Origin of the sequence: Pseudotabrizicola sediminis (assembly GCF_004745575.1) — a bacterium.
Lineage (GTDB): Bacteria > Pseudomonadota > Alphaproteobacteria > Rhodobacterales > Rhodobacteraceae > Pseudotabrizicola > Pseudotabrizicola sediminis.
Genome location: NZ_RPEM01000009.1, coordinates 80,121 through 97,150 on the forward strand (window position 1 = coordinate 80,121; position 17,030 = coordinate 97,150).

Genomic DNA, 17,030 nt, shown 5'->3' on the forward strand with positions numbered 1-17,030 from the left:
TGCCTCCATCAGGCGCTGACCTTATGACGCCCGGGAACGAAGGCCAAGGGGGCGCGCCCATGAACATCCTGATCCTCGGTTCCGGCGGGCGCGAACATGCCCTTGCCTGGGCGGTGAAACAGAACCCCAAGACCGACCGGCTGATCGTGGCCCCCGGCAATGCCGGGATCGCACGGGTGGCGGATTGTGCCGATATCGACATTCTGGATGGCAGCGCGGTCGTGTCGTTCTGCGTGGAAAACGCCATCGACTTCGTGATCATCGGGCCGGAAGCGCCGCTGGCCGCAGGTGTTGCCGATGCCACCCGCGCGGCGGGGCTGCTGACCTTCGGCCCAAGTGCCGAGGCGGCACGGCTGGAGGCATCGAAAGCCTTCACCAAGGAAGTCTGCGACGCCTGTGCCGCCCCGACCGCCGCTTATGCGCGGTTCACCGAAAGCGCCCCCGCCCGCGCCCATGTGCAGGCGCAAGGCGCGCCGATCGTGGTCAAGGCCGATGGGCTGGCCGCCGGCAAGGGCGTGATCGTGGCGATGAGCGTGGACGAGGCGCTGGCCGCCATCGACGACATGTTCGGCGGTGAATTCGGGGCCGCCGGGGCCGAGGTGGTGATCGAAGACTTCATGGCAGGCGAAGAGGCCAGCTTTTTCATCCTGACCGATGGCGTGAACGCATTGCCCATCGGCACGGCGCAGGACCACAAGCGGGTCGGTGAGGGCGACACCGGCCCCAATACCGGCGGCATGGGGGCCTATTCCCCCGCCCCGGTGCTGACACCCGCCCTGCAACAACAGGCGATGGAGCAGATCGTACTGCCCACCATTCGGGAGATGGCGCGGCGCGGCACGCCCTATCAGGGCGTGCTCTATGCCGGTCTGATGATTGATCAGGGCCAGTGCCGGCTGGTCGAATACAACGCCCGGTTCGGCGACCCTGAAACCCAGGTCCTGATGATGCGCCTTGGCGCACAGGCGCTCGACCTGCTTTTGGCCTGCGCCGAAGGCCGGCTGGACCAGAGCCGCGTGACATGGGCCGAGGATCACGCCCTGACCGTGGTGATGGCAGCAGATGGCTACCCCGGCGCCTACACGAAAGGCAGCGCCATCCGGGGTCTCGAAGCCCTGCCCGAGACCTCGTCTCAGATGGTGTTCCATGCCGGCACCGCGTCGCGCGACGGCCAGATCCTTGCCAATGGCGGCCGCGTGCTGAACGTGACCGCCCGCGGGGCCAGCCTTGCCGAGGCGCAGACCCGCGCCTATGCCATGGTCGATGCCATCGACTGGCCCGAAGGCTTCTGCCGCCGCGACATCGGCTGGCGCGCGCTCTGACCACCGCCAGCCCCTGTTCGGGCTGCGGGAGCCTCCGGCGGGGATATTTAAGAACAGATGAATGGCAAACATCGCCCCTGATTTTTCATCTGTTCATAAATATCCTCGGGGGGAGCGCGCCCTTCGCGCGCCGGGGGGCAGACAGCCCCCCGTGGACATCAGCCAAAGGCAGAACATGGCAGGGCTTGCGCCGCCCCCCGGCCCGGCCTATGACACGCGCGATTGTTTTGGGGGCCGTGGGAAGGAACTGATCCATGCCGCTTCTGGTGATGAAATTCGGCGGGACATCGGTGGCAGACCTGTCACGGATCGAAAACGCCGCGAAAAAGGTGCAGGCCGAGGTCGCGCGCGGCTATGACGTGATCGTCATCGTCAGCGCCATGTCGGGCGAAACCAACAAGATGGTGGGCTATGTCGAGGGCACGTCAAAGCTGTATGACGCCCGCGAATATGATGCCGTGGTGTCGAGTGGCGAGAATGTCACCGCCGGGCTGATGGCGCTGCGCCTGCAGGAAATGGACATCCCCGCCCGCAGCTGGCAGGGCTGGCAGGTGCCGATCAATACCACATCCGCGCATGGGTCGGCCCGGTTCATCGACATTCCGCGCACCAATATCGATGCGAAGTTTGCCGAAGGCTTCAAGGTGGCCGTGGTTGCAGGCTTTCAGGGGATCTCGGCCGAGGGCCGCGTTACCACGCTGGGCCGGGGCGGGTCGGACACAACGGCCGTTGCCTTTGCCGCCGCCTTCGGGGCGGAACGCTGCGATATCTACACCGATGTGGACGGCGTCTACACCACCGACCCGCGGATTGCATCGAAGGCCCGCAAGCTGGACCGGATCGCGTTCGAGGAGATGCTGGAACTGGCTTCCCTCGGCGCCAAGGTGCTGCAGACCCGGTCTGTGGAACTGGCGATGCGCTACAAGGTGCGGCTGCGCGTCCTGTCTTCCTTTGAAGATACCGATGAGAACTCTGGAACCCTGGTCTGCGACGAGGATGAAATCATGGAATCGAAAGTCGTCTCTGGCGTGGCTTACAGCCGCGATGAAGCGAAAATGACGCTGGTCACTGTCGAGGACCGCCCCGGCGTCGCCTCTGCCATCTTCGGCCCGCTAGCCGATGCCGGGGTGAATGTCGACATGATCGTACAAAACATCTCGGAAAAGAACTACGGCACCCATGCCGGGGCGGTGACCGACATGACCTTTTCGGTCCCGGTCAATCAGGTCGCCCGCGCGCAAAAGGCGATGGAAGAGGCCCGCGCCGCCGGGATCATCAAATATGACGAGCTGATTTCCGACACCGATGTCGCCAAGGTTTCGGTCGTGGGCATCGGCATGCGCAGCCAGGTCGGCGTGGCCGCCCGGATGTTCAACGCGCTGGCCGCCGAGAACATCAACATCAAGGTCATCGCCACCTCCGAGATCAAGATCTCGGTGCTGATCGACCGTAAATACATGGAACTGGCGGTGCAGGCGTTGCACGACTGCTTCGAACTCGACAAGGGCTGACAGAGGGGCCTGATAGCGGGGCCTGACGGCTCAGCCCCGCCGCCCAACCCTCCGGAAAGGTGCACTTTCCGGGGGAGACCCTTCGCAGCCGCCCCTTTTTTGCGGCACTGCGCCGCGCGCACCGTCGATGCCGCACTGCGGCGTCTTTCTTCCCTCCCCATCCGGCGCGGCCTCGCCTATAGAGAGGCAAGCCAAAGGATGCTCCGCAATGCCAGAACGGTCAGACAGCGACAGCCGAAAACTTCTGCGCCGCCTGCGCGATGTGCTGGGCGCGCAGTCCAAGGGGCAGGAACGGCTGGACCAGATCACCCATCTGATCGCCGATTCGATGCTCACCGAAGTCTGCTCGATCTACCTGTTTCGTGACCCCGAAACGCTGGAGCTGTGCGCCACCGAGGGGCTGAAGCCCGAGGCCGTCCATCAGACCCGGATGAAGCTGGGAGAGGGTCTGGTCGGCCGGGTTGCGCGCAGCAACGCGCCCGTCAACACCGCTGATGCGCCGGCCGAAAAGGGCTTTCGCTACATGCCCGAAACCGGCGAAGAGATCTACTCCAGCTTCCTCGGCGTGCCGATCCAGCGGGTCGGCGAAAAGCTGGGCGTGCTGGTGGTGCAATCCAAAACCGCCCGGCAGTTTTCCGATGACGAGATCTATGCGCTGGAAGTCGTCGCCATGGTGCTGGCCGAAATGACCGAACTCGGGGCCTTCACCAGTGATGATGATGGCATGCGCGCCCTGCACCGCCAGCCGGTGATGTTTCACGGCGCCACCGGGCAAGAGGGCGCGGCCGAAGGCCATGTCTGGCTGCACGAACCGAGGGTGGTGGTCACCAACCCGGTCGCCGATGACCCGCTGACCGAGATTGACCGCATCCGCGAGGCGGTTGGGCAACTGCGGGTGTCGGTCGATGATCTGTTGTCGCTGCAAAGCCTCGACAAGGATCAGAAACAGGTGCTCGAAGCCTACCGTATGTTTGCCAATTCGCGCGGCTGGCTGCGCCGGATGGAGGAAGACATTCAAAGCGGCCTGTCCGCCGAGGCTGCGGTGGAAAAGGAACAATCCGCCGCCCGCGCCCGGTTGGAAACGGTGCCCGATGCCTACCTGCGCGAACGGCTGCAGGATCTGGATGATCTGTCGAACCGGCTGTTGCGCATCCTGACGGGTCAGGGTGCCGATACCGGGGCCGCCATGCCGGACAATCCGGTGCTGGTGGCACGCAACATCGGCCCGGCCGAACTGCTCGAATATGGCCGCAAACTGCGCGGCGTGGTGCTGGAGGATGGCTCGGTGGGCAGCCATGCCGCCATCGTCGCCCGCGCGCTGGCGATCCCTCTGGTGATCCACGCCCGGCGCGTCACGACCGAGGCGTTGAACGGCGACCACATTCTGGTTGACGGCGATCAGGGCATCGCGCATTTGCGGCCCGAGGAAACCGTGGCCCGCGCCTTCCGCGACAAGATCGCGATGCAGACGCAGGCGCAGCAGCGCTACGCATCACTGCGCGACCTGCCCGCGCTCACCCGCTGCGGCACCACCATCGCGCTGCACATGAATGCGGGGCTGATGGCCGACCTGCCCAGCCTTGAGGGGTCGGGCGCAGATGGCGTCGGCCTGTTCCGCACCGAGCTGCAGTTTCTGGTGCGCAACAAGATGCCGCGCCGTGCCGAACTGGCCACGCTTTATGCCCGGGTGATGGATGCCGCCAAGGACAAGCGCGTGGCCTTCCGCACGCTGGACATCGGGTCAGACAAGGTGCTTCCCTACATGAAGCCGAATGACGAACCCAACCCGGCAATGGGCTGGCGCGCCATCCGGGTGGGTCTGGACAAACCGGGCGTGCTGCGCATGCAGATTCAGGCGCTGCTGCGCGCGGCCAATGGCAGGCCGCTGACGGTAATGTTCCCCTTCGTCTCGGAATTTTCCGAATTCCAGAACGCCCGCGCCCATGTCCTGCGCGAGGTGCACCGCGAACGCTCGCTCGGCCATGTGGTGCCCGATCAACTGGAAATCGGGGCGATGCTGGAAACCCCCAGCCTTGCCTTTGCGCCCGATGCGTTTTTCCAGCTGACCGATTTCGTCTCGATCGGCGGCAATGACCTCAAGCAGTTCTTCTTCGCCGCCGACCGCGAAAACGAACGGGTCCGCCGCCGCTATGACATGCTCAACCTGTCGTTCCTCGGCTTCATCGAGCAGATCATCGCCCGCTGCGCCGCCACCGGTACGCCCTTGTCTTTCTGCGGCGAAGACGCGGGCCGGCCGATCGAAGCACTGGTCCTGGCCGCGCTGGGGTTGCGCAGCCTGTCGATGCGCCCGGCCTCGATCGGCCCGGTCAAGGCCCTGCTCCGCCGCGCAGATCTGGGCCAGATCCGCGCCGTGGTCGACGCCGCCCGCGCGCGCGGCGACGACAGCGCCCGCCCCGCCCTGATGGATCATCTGTCCACGCTAAGTGACTGACACAGAACGGGTACGATAGTCCGGCCAGGCACCCCGCACTGTCCCATCACCTGTTCCCAAACATCCCCGCCCGAGGCAGCGGCGCGGGCGGGTTGGCCGCAGGCCAGACGCCCGCTCAAAAACCGTGCGGCGTAGCCGCTCTTTCAGATCCCCGTCCGCAAACGTGGTGAGTCGATGGCCGTGCGGAAATCGGCCAACACCTGTTCCGCGCCATGCGTCTGCGACAGGCGCAGCAAGGCAAAGCGCACCCGGGCAATTTCGGAATAATAGGTCAGAAACGCCGCATTCAGCGCCGCGCCGGTAACGGCCCCGATCACCGGAATCGCCTGCGCCGCCAGCTTCTGCCCCAGCGCTGTCGCCAGTTTCGGGGCCACACTGGCAATCACCTTGTGCACCGCGGGCCCGGTCAGCGTCAGCCGGGCCGAGACGAAACTGGTGTTGATCCCGTCATCTTCCGCCAAGGGGCTGCCTGCCCCGAACACCCGGATACATTCGGCCCGGATGGCCGGATCGTCGGGGTCAAAGCCTTCGGCCCGCGCCGCCTGCCGGATCGCGTGCAGGATCACCGTCACCGCCACCGGCAGTTCGGCCAGCGCTGTGGGCAACCCGCCCGCCCCGCCCGCAGCCCCGCTGGCCATCGCGGCAAACAGCGGCCCGCGCGTGCCGGTATCGGGCAGCCGGTCGCCCTGCCCCGCCACAGTCATCGCCGCCGACAGCGCTTGTGCCACCACCCGCTCGATCTGGGTCCGGTAGACCTGCGGCACCATGGCCATCTGCCGCTCCAGCGTGCCGCCCAGCCGGTTCACCAAACCCATCACCGGCCCGTTGGCACGTCTGTGCCGCGCGGCCAACGCCCGGATTTCCGGTGACAGATCACCGGGGGGCACAACGGCAGACAGATCGGTGGGCAAGGATTCCATATCACATGATATGGGGCCGAACCGCTGCCGCGCAATGGCCCACCGCCCACCGTCAGGTGGCTTTCGTCACTGCACCCGTCACCCCGTTCCAGGCCCCGGCCTTCAGGGCAAGGCCCAGCACCCGGTCGGGGTTGGTCGGCGGGGGCATCACCACGCCGTCCAGCCTGCGGAAGCCGAACCGCCCGTAATAGGGCGCATCCCCCACCAGCAGCACCCTCTCCCAACCAAGACGCCGCGCCTCGGCCACGCTTTCGTTGATCAATAGCGCCCCCAACCCCTCACCCTGCCGTGTCGGGTGCACCGCTATCGGCCCCAAGAGCAGCACATCCTGCCCGCCCACCAGCGCCGGCCAATAGCGGATCACCGCCGCCAGTGTGCCATCGGCATCGCGCAGCGTCAGGCACAGCGCCGCCACCGTCGGCACGCCCTCGCGCAACCGGTAGGACGACAGCGCCGTGCGCCCGGGGGCAAAGCACAGATCATACAGCGCCTCGACCTCCCACCAGTCGTCCTCGGTCTCTTCCGCCAGCCTGTACACCCGGACCAACCCCCCGCTTAACCACCTGCAACCACGGGTGATTCTCCGGCACGACCCGCAAAGGGCCGCGCGACAAAGCCGCGTGACAAGTGCGGGTAACATGCGTTTATGTCAGGTTCAAATACCTGTTCCTGCAAAGCAGCTTTTCCCCCGATTCCCGCCGAAAGGACCAGCGCCCGATGTTCTACCGCCCCGAGGATGGCCACGGCCTGCCGCACAACCCGTTCAACGCCATCGTCACCCCCCGGCCCATCGGCTGGATCTCCTCCACCGGATCGCAGGGCGACAATCTGGCCCCCTATTCCTTTTTCAACGCCGTGGCTTACGTGCCGCCGCAGGTGATGTTCGCCAGCACCGGGGCCAAGGACAGCCTGCACAATATCCGCGAAACCGGAGTCTTCGCCGCCAACATCGTCGCAGCCAGCCAGTTGCAGGCAATGAGCGCAACCTCTGCCGCCCTGCCCCCCGGCACCGATGAATTCGAGGCCGCCGGGGTGGAAAAAGCCGCCTGCACCACCATCACTTGTCCCCGCGTGGCGGATGCCCCCGCAACGCTGGAATGCGTGGTCACCCAGATCATCGAGCTGAAGGGCCACAACAATTTCCTGATCCTTGGCGAGGTGACAGGCATCCACCTGCGCGATGATTGCGTGGTGGACGGCCGTTTTGACCCCGGCCGCTATCACCCGCTGGCCCGGATGGGCTACCGCGACTATACCATCGTGTCAGAGGTGTTCGAACACCTGCGCCCCGACGACGCCTAGGCACCAAAGAACAAGGCAGGCAGCACGGGCGGGTTGACCCACCAAGGCGCAACGCTCCACCGTCCACCCCAACAACAGCTTAATCCCACAGATCCAACCCATTGATTTTAATCACACTACCCCTTTGCAACACAGCGGGAACCCGCCCCCTTCCCCCCGCCCGCCGCCCGGCCTAAGATTAGGTCGGGCACGTACAGGGGCGCACAGGCATGGATACCATGATCGGCATCATCGGGGGTTCCGGCCTCTATCAGATCGACGGGCTGGAGGGGGCAAGCTGGGTGCAGGTCAAGACCCCGTGGGGGCGGCCGTCGGACGATGTTCTGGTGGGTCGGCTGCACGGCGTCGCCATGGCCTTTCTGCCTCGCCACGGGCGCGGCCATGTGCACTCCCCCAGTGCGGTAAACTACCGCGCCAATATCGACGCGCTCAAACGGCTGGGCTGCACCGATCTGGTGGCCCTGTCCGCCGTGGGGTCGCTGCGCGAAGATTTCGTGCCAGGAGATTTCGTGGTGGTGGACCAATACATCGACCGGACCTTCGCGCGTGAAAAGTCGTTCTTCGGCAGCGGCTGCGTCGCCCATGTCGGCTTTGCCCACCCCACCTGTCCGCGCCTGTCCGGCCATGTGGCGGCGGCCGCCCGGGCGGCTGGGGCAAAGGTGCATAACGCGGCCACCTATGTCGCGATGGAGGGGCCGCAGTTTTCCACCCTCGCCGAATCGCGCCTGTACCGGCAATGGGAGGCAGACCTGATCGGCATGACCGGCATGCCCGAAGCCAAACTCGCCCGCGAGGCCGAGCTGTGCTACGCCAGCCTCGCCATGGTGACCGATTTCGACTGCTGGCACCCGTCGCATGGCGCGGTGGATGTGGCGCAGGTGGTGGCGACCATGGGGCGCAATGCGAAGGTGGCGCGCGAAACGGTGGCCCGCCTGCCCGCGCTGCTGGGTACCAGCCGCGCGCCCTGCCCGCATGGCTGCGACCGGGCGCTGGACCATGCGATCATGACCGCACCTGCGCAGCGCGATCCGGAGCTGCTGGCAAAGCTTGACGCCGTGGCCGGGCGGGTGCTGTGACGCGACCCCTGCCCCTTGCCGCTGCCCTGCTGTTTTGCCTTGCCGGGATGGCCCGGGCGTTTGACGGCGTGCCGGTGGACGGCATCCTGCCGGACGCGGACTTCTTCCGCACCGCCACCTGCGGGGCAGAGCCCGGGCAAGACTGCCAACACCCGCCCGTGACATGGGCAAAGCGGAACCTGACCCTTGCCGTTATCCCGTCTGATGCCGAATCCGGGCTGCTCTTCTGGATGCTGCTGTCGGCCAGCGTGGATTATGCGATTGCCCAGATCAACGGCGCCGGATCAGGCCTGACCATCACCCGCATTGCGGGGCCAGAGGCTGATATCCGCCTGTCCCTGACCGATGCCACCGACGGCAGTCAGGTCGTCGACGTGCCCGGCGTGTCGGGTGCCGGGGTGATGGGGGTGGGTTATGCCACCCTGTGGTGGACGCCTGAACACAAGATCACCGAAGCCTCGATCCTGATCTCCACCGCAATCACCCCGGGAGAGATCGTTTCCGTCGTGCTGGAAGAAATTTTCCAGACCACCGGCCCCCTGTTCGACATCGACAGCCCGGCATATGAGGGGGTGTCGATCCTGTCGCAAACCTCGAACGCCACCGTCACCATTGCCGGTCAGGACGCGCGCCTGTTGCGCCATCTGTACCCGCCCGAACCCTGAAGGCCCGCCATGCACGTACAAAAGCCCGCACAAAAGACGGTCAAGGACTACATCCGCACGATTCCGGATTTCCCGCATGACGGCATCCTGTTCCGCGATGTGACCACGCTGTTTGCCGATCCGCGCGGCTTTCGCATGTGTGTCGACCAGCTGCTGGCCCCCTATGCGGGGATGCGGATCGACAAGGTGGTGGGTCTGGAGGCGCGGGGGTTTATCCTTGGCGGGGCCGTGGCGCATCAGCTGTCGACTGGGTTCGTGCCTGTGCGCAAGAAAGGCAAGCTGCCGGGGCAGACCATCAGCCAGGCCTACACGCTGGAATATGGCGAGGCGGTGGTCGAGGTGCATGACGACGCGCTTCAGCCCGGCGAGGCGGTGCTGATCGTGGATGACCTGCTGGCCACCGGCGGCACCGCCGAGGCCGGGATCAGGCTGATCGAACGGTTGGGCGCGCGGGTGGTGGGCTGCGCGTTCGTTGTGGACTTGCCCGACCTGGGCGGGCGCAAAAAGCTTGAGGCCATGGGCATGGACGTGCATGCGCTTTGTGCGTTCGAGGGACTGTGACAGGTCTGGTTAACCTTAACTTAGAGAATCGCACATAAAAAAGGTTTTGCGCGGCCTTGGTCGCGTTGCTGCTTGTAAGGGCACATGCCCTTTGTTGACGTGCTGCTTGCAAATCACACGTCAAAAACCGCCCCGCCGGCTCGCGAGGGCCGGCGGGGTTTCCGTATTGCTGTTGTCACCCGGCTCCCCTAGCCTGCGCGCATGACAGCCAGCCTTGCCGACCTGACCCGCACATTCGCCCGCATCGGCATGCTGTCCTTTGGCGGGCCCGCCGCGCAGATTGCGCTGATGCACAAGGTGCTGGTGGATGAGCGTAAATGGCTGACCGATAAACAGTATCTGTCTGCCCTGTCATTCTGCATGCTGCTGCCGGGGCCAGAGGCGATGCAGCTGGCGACATGGGCCGGGTGGCGGTTGCAGGGCACAAAGGGCGGGTTGATTGCGGGCGGGCTGTTCATGCTGCCCGGTGCGCTGGTGGTGCTGGCGCTGTCGATGGCCTATGCCGCCTGGGGCGCGCTGCCGCTGATGCAGGCGCTGTTTTTGGGGGTGCAGGCCGCAGTGATCGCCATCGTGATCGAGGCGCTGATCCGGGTCGCGCGGCGCGCATTGCACGGACGGGCGGCCTATGTGATTGCGGTGGCCGCCTTTCTGGGCCTGTTCGTGCTGAACCTGCCGTTCCCGGTGATCATCCTTGCCGCCGGGATCTGGGGTCTGATGACCGCGCGGGGCAATCGCGCGGCAGTGCCCGAGGCAGCATTGCCCCGCACAAGGGCAACGCTGATGCTTTGGCTGGCGATCTGGCTGGTGCCGTTGGCGCTGCTATGGCTGCAGGGCGGCATCCTGTTCGATGTCGGCTGGTTCTTTTCCAAGCTCGCCGTGCTGACCTTTGGCGGGGCCTATGCGGTGCTGGCCTGGATGACGCAAGAGGTGGTGGCGGTGCAGGGCTGGCTGACCACACCGCAGATGATGGCGGGGCTTGGCTTGGCCGAAACCACGCCCGGCCCACTGATTCTGGTCAATGAATTTGTGGGTTTCATGGCCGGCTATGGCGCGGGCGGCTGGGCACTGGGCCTTGCCGCAGCGGTTGTCACGCTGTGGGTGACCTTTGTGCCCTGCTTTTTATGGATCTTCGTGGCCGCCCCGTACCTGGCGCGCATCACCGCAGACCCGCGGCTTGCCGGGGCGCTGGCGGCGATCATGGCGGCAGTGGTCGGGGTGATTGCGAATCTGTCGCTGTGGTTTGCACTGCATCTTTTGTTCGCGCGCGTGACCCCGCAGGGCTTTGGCCCGGTGCAGCTGATGGTGCCCGATCTGGCCAGCCTGAACCCGACAGCGCTTGGTCTTGCGGCTGTCTCCGCGCTGCTCCTGCTGTGGTTTCACCGCCCGTTGTGGCAGGTTCTGGTCGCTTCGGCACTGCTCTCGGTTGCAATCAGTGTCGCCTGACCCCTTTTCATCGGGGGCAAAACCCCTATGCTGGCGGGACAGAAGATTGAGGGTTCGGAATGGCGCGGTCGATCGACTATGGAAATCTGATGCATCGCGCGATGCGCAGCCTGATCCAGTCCGTGCTGGAGGATGTGGGCCAGAACGGCCTGCCCGGCGCGCATCATTTCTTCATCACCTTTGACACCACCCACCCCGAGGTGGAGATGGCCGATTGGCTGAAAGCCCGCTATCCGGCGGAAATGACCATTGTGATCCAGCACTGGTTTGAAAACCTGACCGTAACGGATGAAGGCTTCACCATCACGCTGAACTTCGGCAATCAACCGGAACCGATGGTGATTCCCTTTGATGCGGTGCGCACCTTTGTCGATCCGTCCGTCGAATTCGGCCTGCGCTTTGAAAGCCATGTCGAAGATGATGAGGATGACGAAGACGAAGATGACGGCGATGATGATCCGCCGCCCCAGCACGACGCCGAAGTCGTCAGTCTGGACAAGTTCCGCAAGCAATAGGCCGAAGGGTCAGGAACCGGGTTTTCGCAAAAAGCGACAGGCTTTGCCTTCGTATGCAACGGTATGCCGATTGATTTTTCTGCGCCCGCAGCGTAAGGACGGGGCAGCAAATTCAGGAGGCTTGCCGATGTCCGCCACCCGTACCGAAACCGACAGCTTTGGCCCGCTGGAGGTTCCTGCCGACAAATACTGGGGCGCGCAGACCCAGCGGTCGATCATCAACTTTCCGATCGGCTGGGAAAAACAACCCGTCGCAATCATCCGCGCCTTGGGTGTGATCAAGAAGGCTTGTGCGCTGGTCAACATCGATCAGGGCGATATCCCGGCCGAGCTGGGCCACGCCATTGCCGCCGCCGCAACTGAAGTGATCGACGGCAAGTTCGATGACAACTTCCCGCTGGTGGTCTGGCAGACCGGGTCGGGCACGCAAAGCAACATGAACGCGAATGAGGTGATTTCAAACCGCGCGATCGAAATGCTGGGCGGGGAAAAGGGGTCGAAGAAACCTGTTCACCCCAACGACCATGTGAACATGGGGCAATCCAGCAACGACACCTTCCCCACCGCGATGCATGTCGCTACCGGCATGATGGCGCGCGATGTGCTGCTGCCGGGGCTGGAAAAGCTGCACGCAGCGCTGGTGGCCAAATCGGAAGAGTTCAAGGATATCATAAAGATCGGCCGCACCCATACGCAGGATGCCACACCCCTGACCCTTGGGCAGGAATTCGGCGGCTATGCCAAGCAGGTCGAAAAGGGCATCGCGCGGGTGAAGATGTGCCTGCCCGACATCTATGAGCTGGCACAGGGCGGCACTGCCGTCGGCACAGGGCTGAACACCCGTGTCGGCTGGGATACCCGCGTGGCGGCGCGCATTGCCGAGATCACCGATCTGCCGTTTGTGACCGCGCCGAACAAGTTCGAAGCGCTCGCCGCGCATGACGCTATGGTCATGTTCTCGGGCGCGCTGAAAACCGTCGCGGCAGCGCTGTTCAAGATCGCCAATGACCTGCGGCTTCTTGGCTCTGGCCCCCGCTCCGGTCTGGGCGAATTGATCCTGCCGGAGAATGAACCGGGGTCGTCCATCATGCCGGGCAAGGTCAACCCGACGCAGGCCGAGGCGCTGACCATGGTCTGCGCCCATGTGATGGGCAATGACGCCGCCATCGGCTTTGCCGGGTCGCAGGGCCATTTCGAGCTGAACGTCTACAACCCGATGATGTCCTATAACCTGCTGCAATCCATGCAGCTTTTGGGTGATGCGGCGGGGTCGTTCACCGACAATATGGTGGTTGGCACACAGGCCAATGTGGCGCGGATCGACAAGCTGATGAAGGAATCGCTGATGCTGGTCACAGCACTTGCCCCCACCATCGGCTATGACAATGCGACCAAGGTGGCCAAAACCGCCCACAAGAACGGCACCACCCTGCGCGAAGAAGCCATCGCGCTTGGGTTTGTCGACGCCGAAACCTTCGACCGCGTGGTGCGGCCCGAAGACATGATCGGCCCCAAGGGCTGATCCGGGCTAATGGCCGAAATCGTCAACCTGGCCCGCGTGAAAAAGCAGGCCGCCCGCAAGGCGGCCCGCGCGAAGGGCGATGAGAACGCAGCAAAATTTGGCCGCACCAAGGCCGAACGTGATGTGCAAAAGGCCGAGGCCGAGAAATCGGCCCGCGATCTGACGGGACACAAACGCGAACCGTAGGGCGGGGTTTACCCCGCCTTGTCACGCCGAAGGCGGGGTAAACCCCGCCCTACCCTTGTGGGCTTGCCCTTCGCCTGCTAGGGCAGTTTCATGCTGTCATACCAACACCTCTATCACGCCGGAAATCTGGCCGATGTCCACAAGCACGCGCTTCTGGCCACCACGCTTGATTACCTGACCCGCAAGGACAAACCGCTTACTTACGTGGAAACCCACGCAGGCCGGGGGCTGTATGACCTGACCGCGCCGGAAGCGGTGAAAACGGGTGAGGCCGCCAAGGGCATCGCCATTGCCGAGGGCTGGTTTCCAACGACCCACCCCTATGCCCGCGCCCTTGCGGCGACGCGCGACCAACGCGGCGCCACCTTCTATCCTGGCAGCCCGCTGATCGCCGGGCATCTGCTGCGCGAGACCGACAGCATCCACCTGTGCGAACTGCATCCGCAGGAACATGCGGCGCTGGACTATGCCTCTGCCCCGTTCGGCGCGAAAGTTTATCATGAAGATGGTCTGGCCAAGGCGCTGTCAATCTGCCCGCCCACGCCCCGGCGCGGCATGGCGCTGATCGACCCGTCCTATGAGGTGAAGACCGATTATGAGACGATCCCGAGGGTGGTCGGCCAGTTGCACCGCAAATGGAATGTCGGGATCATCTACCTGTGGTATCCAATCCTGCGCGAAGGCTATCACAAGCCAATGCTGGCCGAGATCAAGGCCGTGGCACCCGAGGCCCTGATCCACGAGGTGCGCTTCCCCCCGGTGCGCGACGGGCACCGGATGGAAGGCTCTGGCATGGTGATGATCAACCCGCCTTACGGCATCGAGACCGAGACGAAGCGCCTGACCGGACTGTTCCGCAAACTCGGCTGACGGAGCTTTTCCCCGGGTACAGCCGAAAATTCGCGCCCCGTTGGCGCCCCTAGTCCCCCAGCATGCGCCCCGCCATTTCGGTCAGATCCCGGCTTAGGCCGTCGGTCGCCAACATCCGCTGCAAGACCTCACGCACCATGGCCTGCCGGTCAGCGTCATAGCGTGGCCACGTCTCGAAGGCGGTGGACATTCGCGCCGCCGTTTGCGGGTTCAGCGGGTCCAGCCGCAACAGCCACTCCGCCACCAGCGCATAGCCCGCACCCCTGCTGTGGTGAAACCCGGCATGATTGCCTGACAAGGCCCCGATCACCGAACGAAAGCGGTTGGGGTTCTTCCAATCGAAATCGGGGTGCGCGGTCAGGTCGCGCGTCACCTCTGCCGCCCGGTCGGGGGCTGCATAGGCGATCTGCAACGCAAACCATTTGTCCATCACATTGCGGTCAGCGTGCCAGCGGGTCTCGAACCGGGCCAGTTCCTCTTGCCCTGCGCCGCTGTCGAGAAGGCAGGACAGCGCGCCCACCTCTTCGGTCATGTTGTCCGCCGCCGCAAAGGCGGCCCGGGCCGCCGCGCCACCATCCACCCGAGACAGAAGCGACAACGCCGCCAGCCGCAACGCCCTGCGCCCGGCGGCGCGGGCATCGGGGCTGAATGGCCCCGGTTCGGCCAGCGATGCCATCAACCCCGGCAATACCCCGGCCAGCCGTTGCGCAAGTGCCGCGCCCATCCGGCGGCGGGCGGCGTAAATCCCCGCCGGATCAGGCACATGTCCCGCTGCGTGCAGGGTCTGCGCCATGTCATCATCCGATGGCAGCCGCAGGCACAGCGCGCGGAACGCCGGGTCAAGACTGTCATCCTGCGCCACGCGGGCCAAGGCATCCAGCCAGTCCGGCCCCGGCGATGCGCCTTCGATCACCATCCGCGCCAGCAAGTCCTTGGCAAGCGCCCGCCCCGCCTCCCATTTGTTGAACGGGTCGGTGTCATGCGCCAGCAGAAAGGCCCGTTCTTCGGCACTGACTGCGTGGTCCAACACCACCGGTGCGGAAAACCCGCGCAGGATCGACGGCACCGGCCGCGCGGACAGCCCGTCAAAGCGGAACGATTGCCGGGCCTTGGTCATCTCCAGCACCGTGGTCGGCACCACTTCATCGCCATTGGGGTTCAGCAGGCCCACAGCAATCGGCAGCACCTTGGCCCCTTTGACCGGCTGGCCAGGCGTTTCCGGATTTTCCTGTTCGAAATGAAGCGTATAGGTGCCGTCTTTAAAGTCATCTGTCACCTTCAGCCTTGGCGTTCCCGCCTCGGAATACCAGCGTTTGAACTGGGTCAGATCGCGGCCCGTGGCATCCTGAAACACCACCAGCCAATCCTCGATCGTCGCTGCCTGCCCGTCATGCCGGTCGAAGTACAGGTCCAGCGCGCAGGCATAGCCTTCATCCCCCACCAGACGCTTCAGCATGCCGATCACCTCGGCACCCTTATCGTAGATCGTGGCGGTGTAGAAATTGTTGATCTCGACGTAAGCCTCGGGCCGCACCGCATGGGCCAGCGGCCCTTGATCCTCACGGAACTGGCGGGCGCGCAAGCTCAGAACGTCCTCGATGCGCTTTACGGCGTGGCTGCGCATGTCGCCGGAAAACTGCTGGTCGCGGTAAACGGTCAGCCCTTCCTTCAGGCACAACTGGAACCAGTCGCGGCAGGTGATGCGGTTGCCGGTCCAATTGTGGAAATATTCATGCGCAATGATTGCCTCGATCCGGGCGAAATCATCGTCGGTGGCGGTGTCAGAGCTGGCCAGCACGAACTTGGAGTTGAAAATGTTCAAGCCCTTGTTCTCCATCGCACCCATATTGAAGTCATCAACGGCAACAATGTTGAAAATGTGCAAGTCGTATTCGCGGCCGTAAACCTGTTCATCCCAGCGCATCGACCGGATCAGGCTGTCCATCGCATAGGCGCAGCGCCCTTCATCCCCCGGGCGTACCCAGATGTTCAGCGCGACGTCGCGGCCCGAGCTGGTGCGGAACGTCGCGGAATGGGCGCGCAGATCACCAGCCACAAGGGCAAACAGATAGGCGGGTTTGGGCCAGGGATCATCCCATTCCGCCCAGCCCGGCCCTTGAGACAACAGATTGCCGTTGGACAAAAGCACCGGCAGATCCCCCTCTACCCGCACCCGGAACCGAGCCATCACATCGGGGCGGTCGGGGTAAAAGGTGATCTTGCGAAAACCCTCGGCCTCGCACTGGGTGCAATACATGCCGCGCGACATATACAGCCCTTCCAGCGCGGTATTGCCTTCGGGCGCAATCTCGACCTCGGTTTCCAGCACGAAGGGGGCGTCGGGCAGATCCGCCGCTGGAATCGTCAGCCCGGTGGCATCGGGCTGCGCGCTTAACGCCCGACCGTCGACCGTGAGGGACAAAAGCCGCAGCCCTTCACCATCCAGCCGCAGGTCAAGCCCCGAACCGCGAGCCGGGTTGGGCCACATCTCCAGCCGCGCCTGCACGCGGGTTGCCTGTGGCGACAGGCGAAAGGTCATGGCAACCTGACCGATCAGGTGCGAAAACGGCTGGTAATCGGCAAGGTGGATGGCGCGGGCTTCGGTCATGGCAATGGTCTCCTGTCCCGGCCCAAGCTAGGCGCTTGGACGGCACACGCAAGCCCGAAGGCTTTGACGCGGGGCAA

The 17,030-nt window shown here is 64.5% G+C and carries 15 protein-coding genes; 12 read left to right on the plus strand and 3 right to left on the minus strand.

What is annotated here, in order from left to right:
• The first annotated feature begins 59 nt into the window (after positions 1 to 59).
• The 3 genes from purD to ptsP all read left to right on the plus strand — a co-directional run bounded on the left by purD (position 60) and on the right by ptsP (position 5,285).
• A complete protein-coding gene (gene purD / locus EEB11_RS13970; RefSeq protein WP_135432289.1) occupies positions 60 to 1,322 on the plus strand; it encodes a phosphoribosylamine--glycine ligase in 1,263 nt (420 codons plus the stop codon).
• 254 nt (positions 1,323 to 1,576) lie between these two features.
• A complete protein-coding gene (locus tag EEB11_RS13975) occupies positions 1,577 to 2,833 on the plus strand; it encodes an aspartate kinase (protein WP_135432291.1) in 1,257 nt (418 codons plus the stop codon).
• A gap of 208 nt (positions 2,834 to 3,041) precedes the next feature.
• On the plus strand, positions 3,042 to 5,285 hold the full coding sequence (gene ptsP / locus EEB11_RS13980; protein WP_135432293.1) for a phosphoenolpyruvate--protein phosphotransferase: 2,244 nt from the start codon (positions 3,042 to 3,044) through the stop codon (positions 5,283 to 5,285).
• Positions 5,286 to 5,428: 143 nt separating this feature from the next.
• On the opposite strand, the gene EEB11_RS13985 is transcribed toward ptsP, so the two are convergent.
• The gene (locus EEB11_RS13985; protein ID WP_135432295.1) at positions 5,429 to 6,205 is read right to left on the minus strand and encodes an EcsC family protein; all 777 of its coding nucleotides are present in this window, start codon (positions 6,203 to 6,205) and stop codon (positions 5,429 to 5,431) included.
• A gap of 52 nt (positions 6,206 to 6,257) precedes the next feature.
• Complete coding sequence (locus tag EEB11_RS13990; RefSeq protein WP_135432297.1) at positions 6,258 to 6,743, minus strand: GNAT family N-acetyltransferase; 486 nt, start codon at positions 6,741 to 6,743, stop codon at positions 6,258 to 6,260.
• Between the two features lie 179 nt (positions 6,744 to 6,922).
• Between EEB11_RS13990 and EEB11_RS13995 the strand changes: the two genes are divergently transcribed.
• From EEB11_RS13995 to EEB11_RS14035, 9 genes are all read left to right on the plus strand, one after another.
• A complete protein-coding gene (locus EEB11_RS13995; protein WP_135432299.1) occupies positions 6,923 to 7,507 on the plus strand; it encodes a flavin reductase family protein in 585 nt (194 codons plus the stop codon).
• A gap of 209 nt (positions 7,508 to 7,716) precedes the next feature.
• Positions 7,717 to 8,583 carry an S-methyl-5'-thioadenosine phosphorylase gene (locus tag EEB11_RS14000; RefSeq protein ID WP_135432301.1) on the plus strand — a complete coding sequence of 289 codons (867 nt, stop codon included), beginning with the start codon at positions 7,717 to 7,719 and terminating at the stop codon, positions 8,581 to 8,583.
• Positions 8,580 to 9,248: a hypothetical protein gene (locus tag EEB11_RS14005; protein ID WP_135432303.1), complete on the plus strand. Its 669-nt coding sequence runs from the start codon at positions 8,580 to 8,582 to the stop codon at positions 9,246 to 9,248. The genes EEB11_RS14000 and EEB11_RS14005 overlap by 4 nt, the downstream gene beginning before the upstream one ends.
• A 9-nt stretch (positions 9,249 to 9,257) precedes the next feature.
• Positions 9,258 to 9,809: an adenine phosphoribosyltransferase gene (locus EEB11_RS14010; protein ID WP_135432304.1), complete on the plus strand. Its 552-nt coding sequence runs from the start codon at positions 9,258 to 9,260 to the stop codon at positions 9,807 to 9,809.
• Positions 9,810 to 10,010: 201 nt separating this feature from the next.
• Positions 10,011 to 11,252 (plus strand): chromate efflux transporter, encoded by a 1,242-nt coding sequence (gene chrA, locus EEB11_RS14015; RefSeq protein WP_135432305.1) that lies wholly within the window; start codon positions 10,011 to 10,013, stop codon positions 11,250 to 11,252.
• A gap of 59 nt (positions 11,253 to 11,311) precedes the next feature.
• Complete coding sequence (locus EEB11_RS14020; protein WP_135432307.1) at positions 11,312 to 11,767, plus strand: SspB family protein; 456 nt, start codon at positions 11,312 to 11,314, stop codon at positions 11,765 to 11,767.
• Between the two features lie 127 nt (positions 11,768 to 11,894).
• Entirely contained in the window at positions 11,895 to 13,289 is a 1,395-nt protein-coding gene (fumC, locus tag EEB11_RS14025; RefSeq protein ID WP_135432309.1) for a class II fumarate hydratase, read from the plus strand.
• Positions 13,290 to 13,298: 9 nt separating this feature from the next.
• A complete protein-coding gene (locus EEB11_RS14030; RefSeq protein WP_135432311.1) occupies positions 13,299 to 13,475 on the plus strand; it encodes a DUF4169 family protein in 177 nt (58 codons plus the stop codon).
• 90 nt (positions 13,476 to 13,565) lie between these two features.
• A complete protein-coding gene (locus tag EEB11_RS14035) occupies positions 13,566 to 14,345 on the plus strand; it encodes a 23S rRNA (adenine(2030)-N(6))-methyltransferase RlmJ (protein ID WP_135432313.1) in 780 nt (259 codons plus the stop codon).
• A gap of 49 nt (positions 14,346 to 14,394) precedes the next feature.
• On the opposite strand, the gene pepN is transcribed toward EEB11_RS14035, so the two are convergent.
• A complete protein-coding gene (pepN, locus tag EEB11_RS14040) occupies positions 14,395 to 16,953 on the minus strand; it encodes an aminopeptidase N (RefSeq protein WP_135432315.1) in 2,559 nt (852 codons plus the stop codon).
• Positions 16,954 to 17,030 lie beyond the last annotated feature (77 nt).

What these genes read in the sequence shown, in the direction of transcription:
- purD (WP_135432289.1), top strand. Translation starts at nt 60, where the DNA reads ATGAACATCCTGATCCTCGGTTCCGGCGGGCGCGAACATGCCCTTGCC.
- EEB11_RS13975 (WP_135432291.1), top strand. Translation starts at nt 1,577, where the DNA reads ATGCCGCTTCTGGTGATGAAATTCGGCGGGACATCGGTGGCAGACCTG.
- ptsP (WP_135432293.1), top strand. Translation starts at nt 3,042, where the DNA reads ATGCCAGAACGGTCAGACAGCGACAGCCGAAAACTTCTGCGCCGCCTG.
- EEB11_RS13985 (WP_135432295.1), bottom strand. Translation starts at nt 6,205, where the DNA reads ATGGAATCCTTGCCCACCGATCTGTCTGCCGTTGTGCCCCCCGGTGAT.
- EEB11_RS13995 (WP_135432299.1), top strand. Translation starts at nt 6,923, where the DNA reads ATGTTCTACCGCCCCGAGGATGGCCACGGCCTGCCGCACAACCCGTTC.
- EEB11_RS14000 (WP_135432301.1), top strand. Translation starts at nt 7,717, where the DNA reads ATGGATACCATGATCGGCATCATCGGGGGTTCCGGCCTCTATCAGATC.
- EEB11_RS14010 (WP_135432304.1), top strand. Translation starts at nt 9,258, where the DNA reads ATGCACGTACAAAAGCCCGCACAAAAGACGGTCAAGGACTACATCCGC.
- chrA (WP_135432305.1), top strand. Translation starts at nt 10,011, where the DNA reads ATGACAGCCAGCCTTGCCGACCTGACCCGCACATTCGCCCGCATCGGC.
- EEB11_RS14020 (WP_135432307.1), top strand. Translation starts at nt 11,312, where the DNA reads ATGGCGCGGTCGATCGACTATGGAAATCTGATGCATCGCGCGATGCGC.
- fumC (WP_135432309.1), top strand. Translation starts at nt 11,895, where the DNA reads ATGTCCGCCACCCGTACCGAAACCGACAGCTTTGGCCCGCTGGAGGTT.
- EEB11_RS14030 (WP_135432311.1), top strand. Translation starts at nt 13,299, where the DNA reads ATGGCCGAAATCGTCAACCTGGCCCGCGTGAAAAAGCAGGCCGCCCGC.
- EEB11_RS14035 (WP_135432313.1), top strand. Translation starts at nt 13,566, where the DNA reads ATGCTGTCATACCAACACCTCTATCACGCCGGAAATCTGGCCGATGTC.
- pepN (WP_135432315.1), bottom strand. Translation starts at nt 16,953, where the DNA reads ATGACCGAAGCCCGCGCCATCCACCTTGCCGATTACCAGCCGTTTTCG.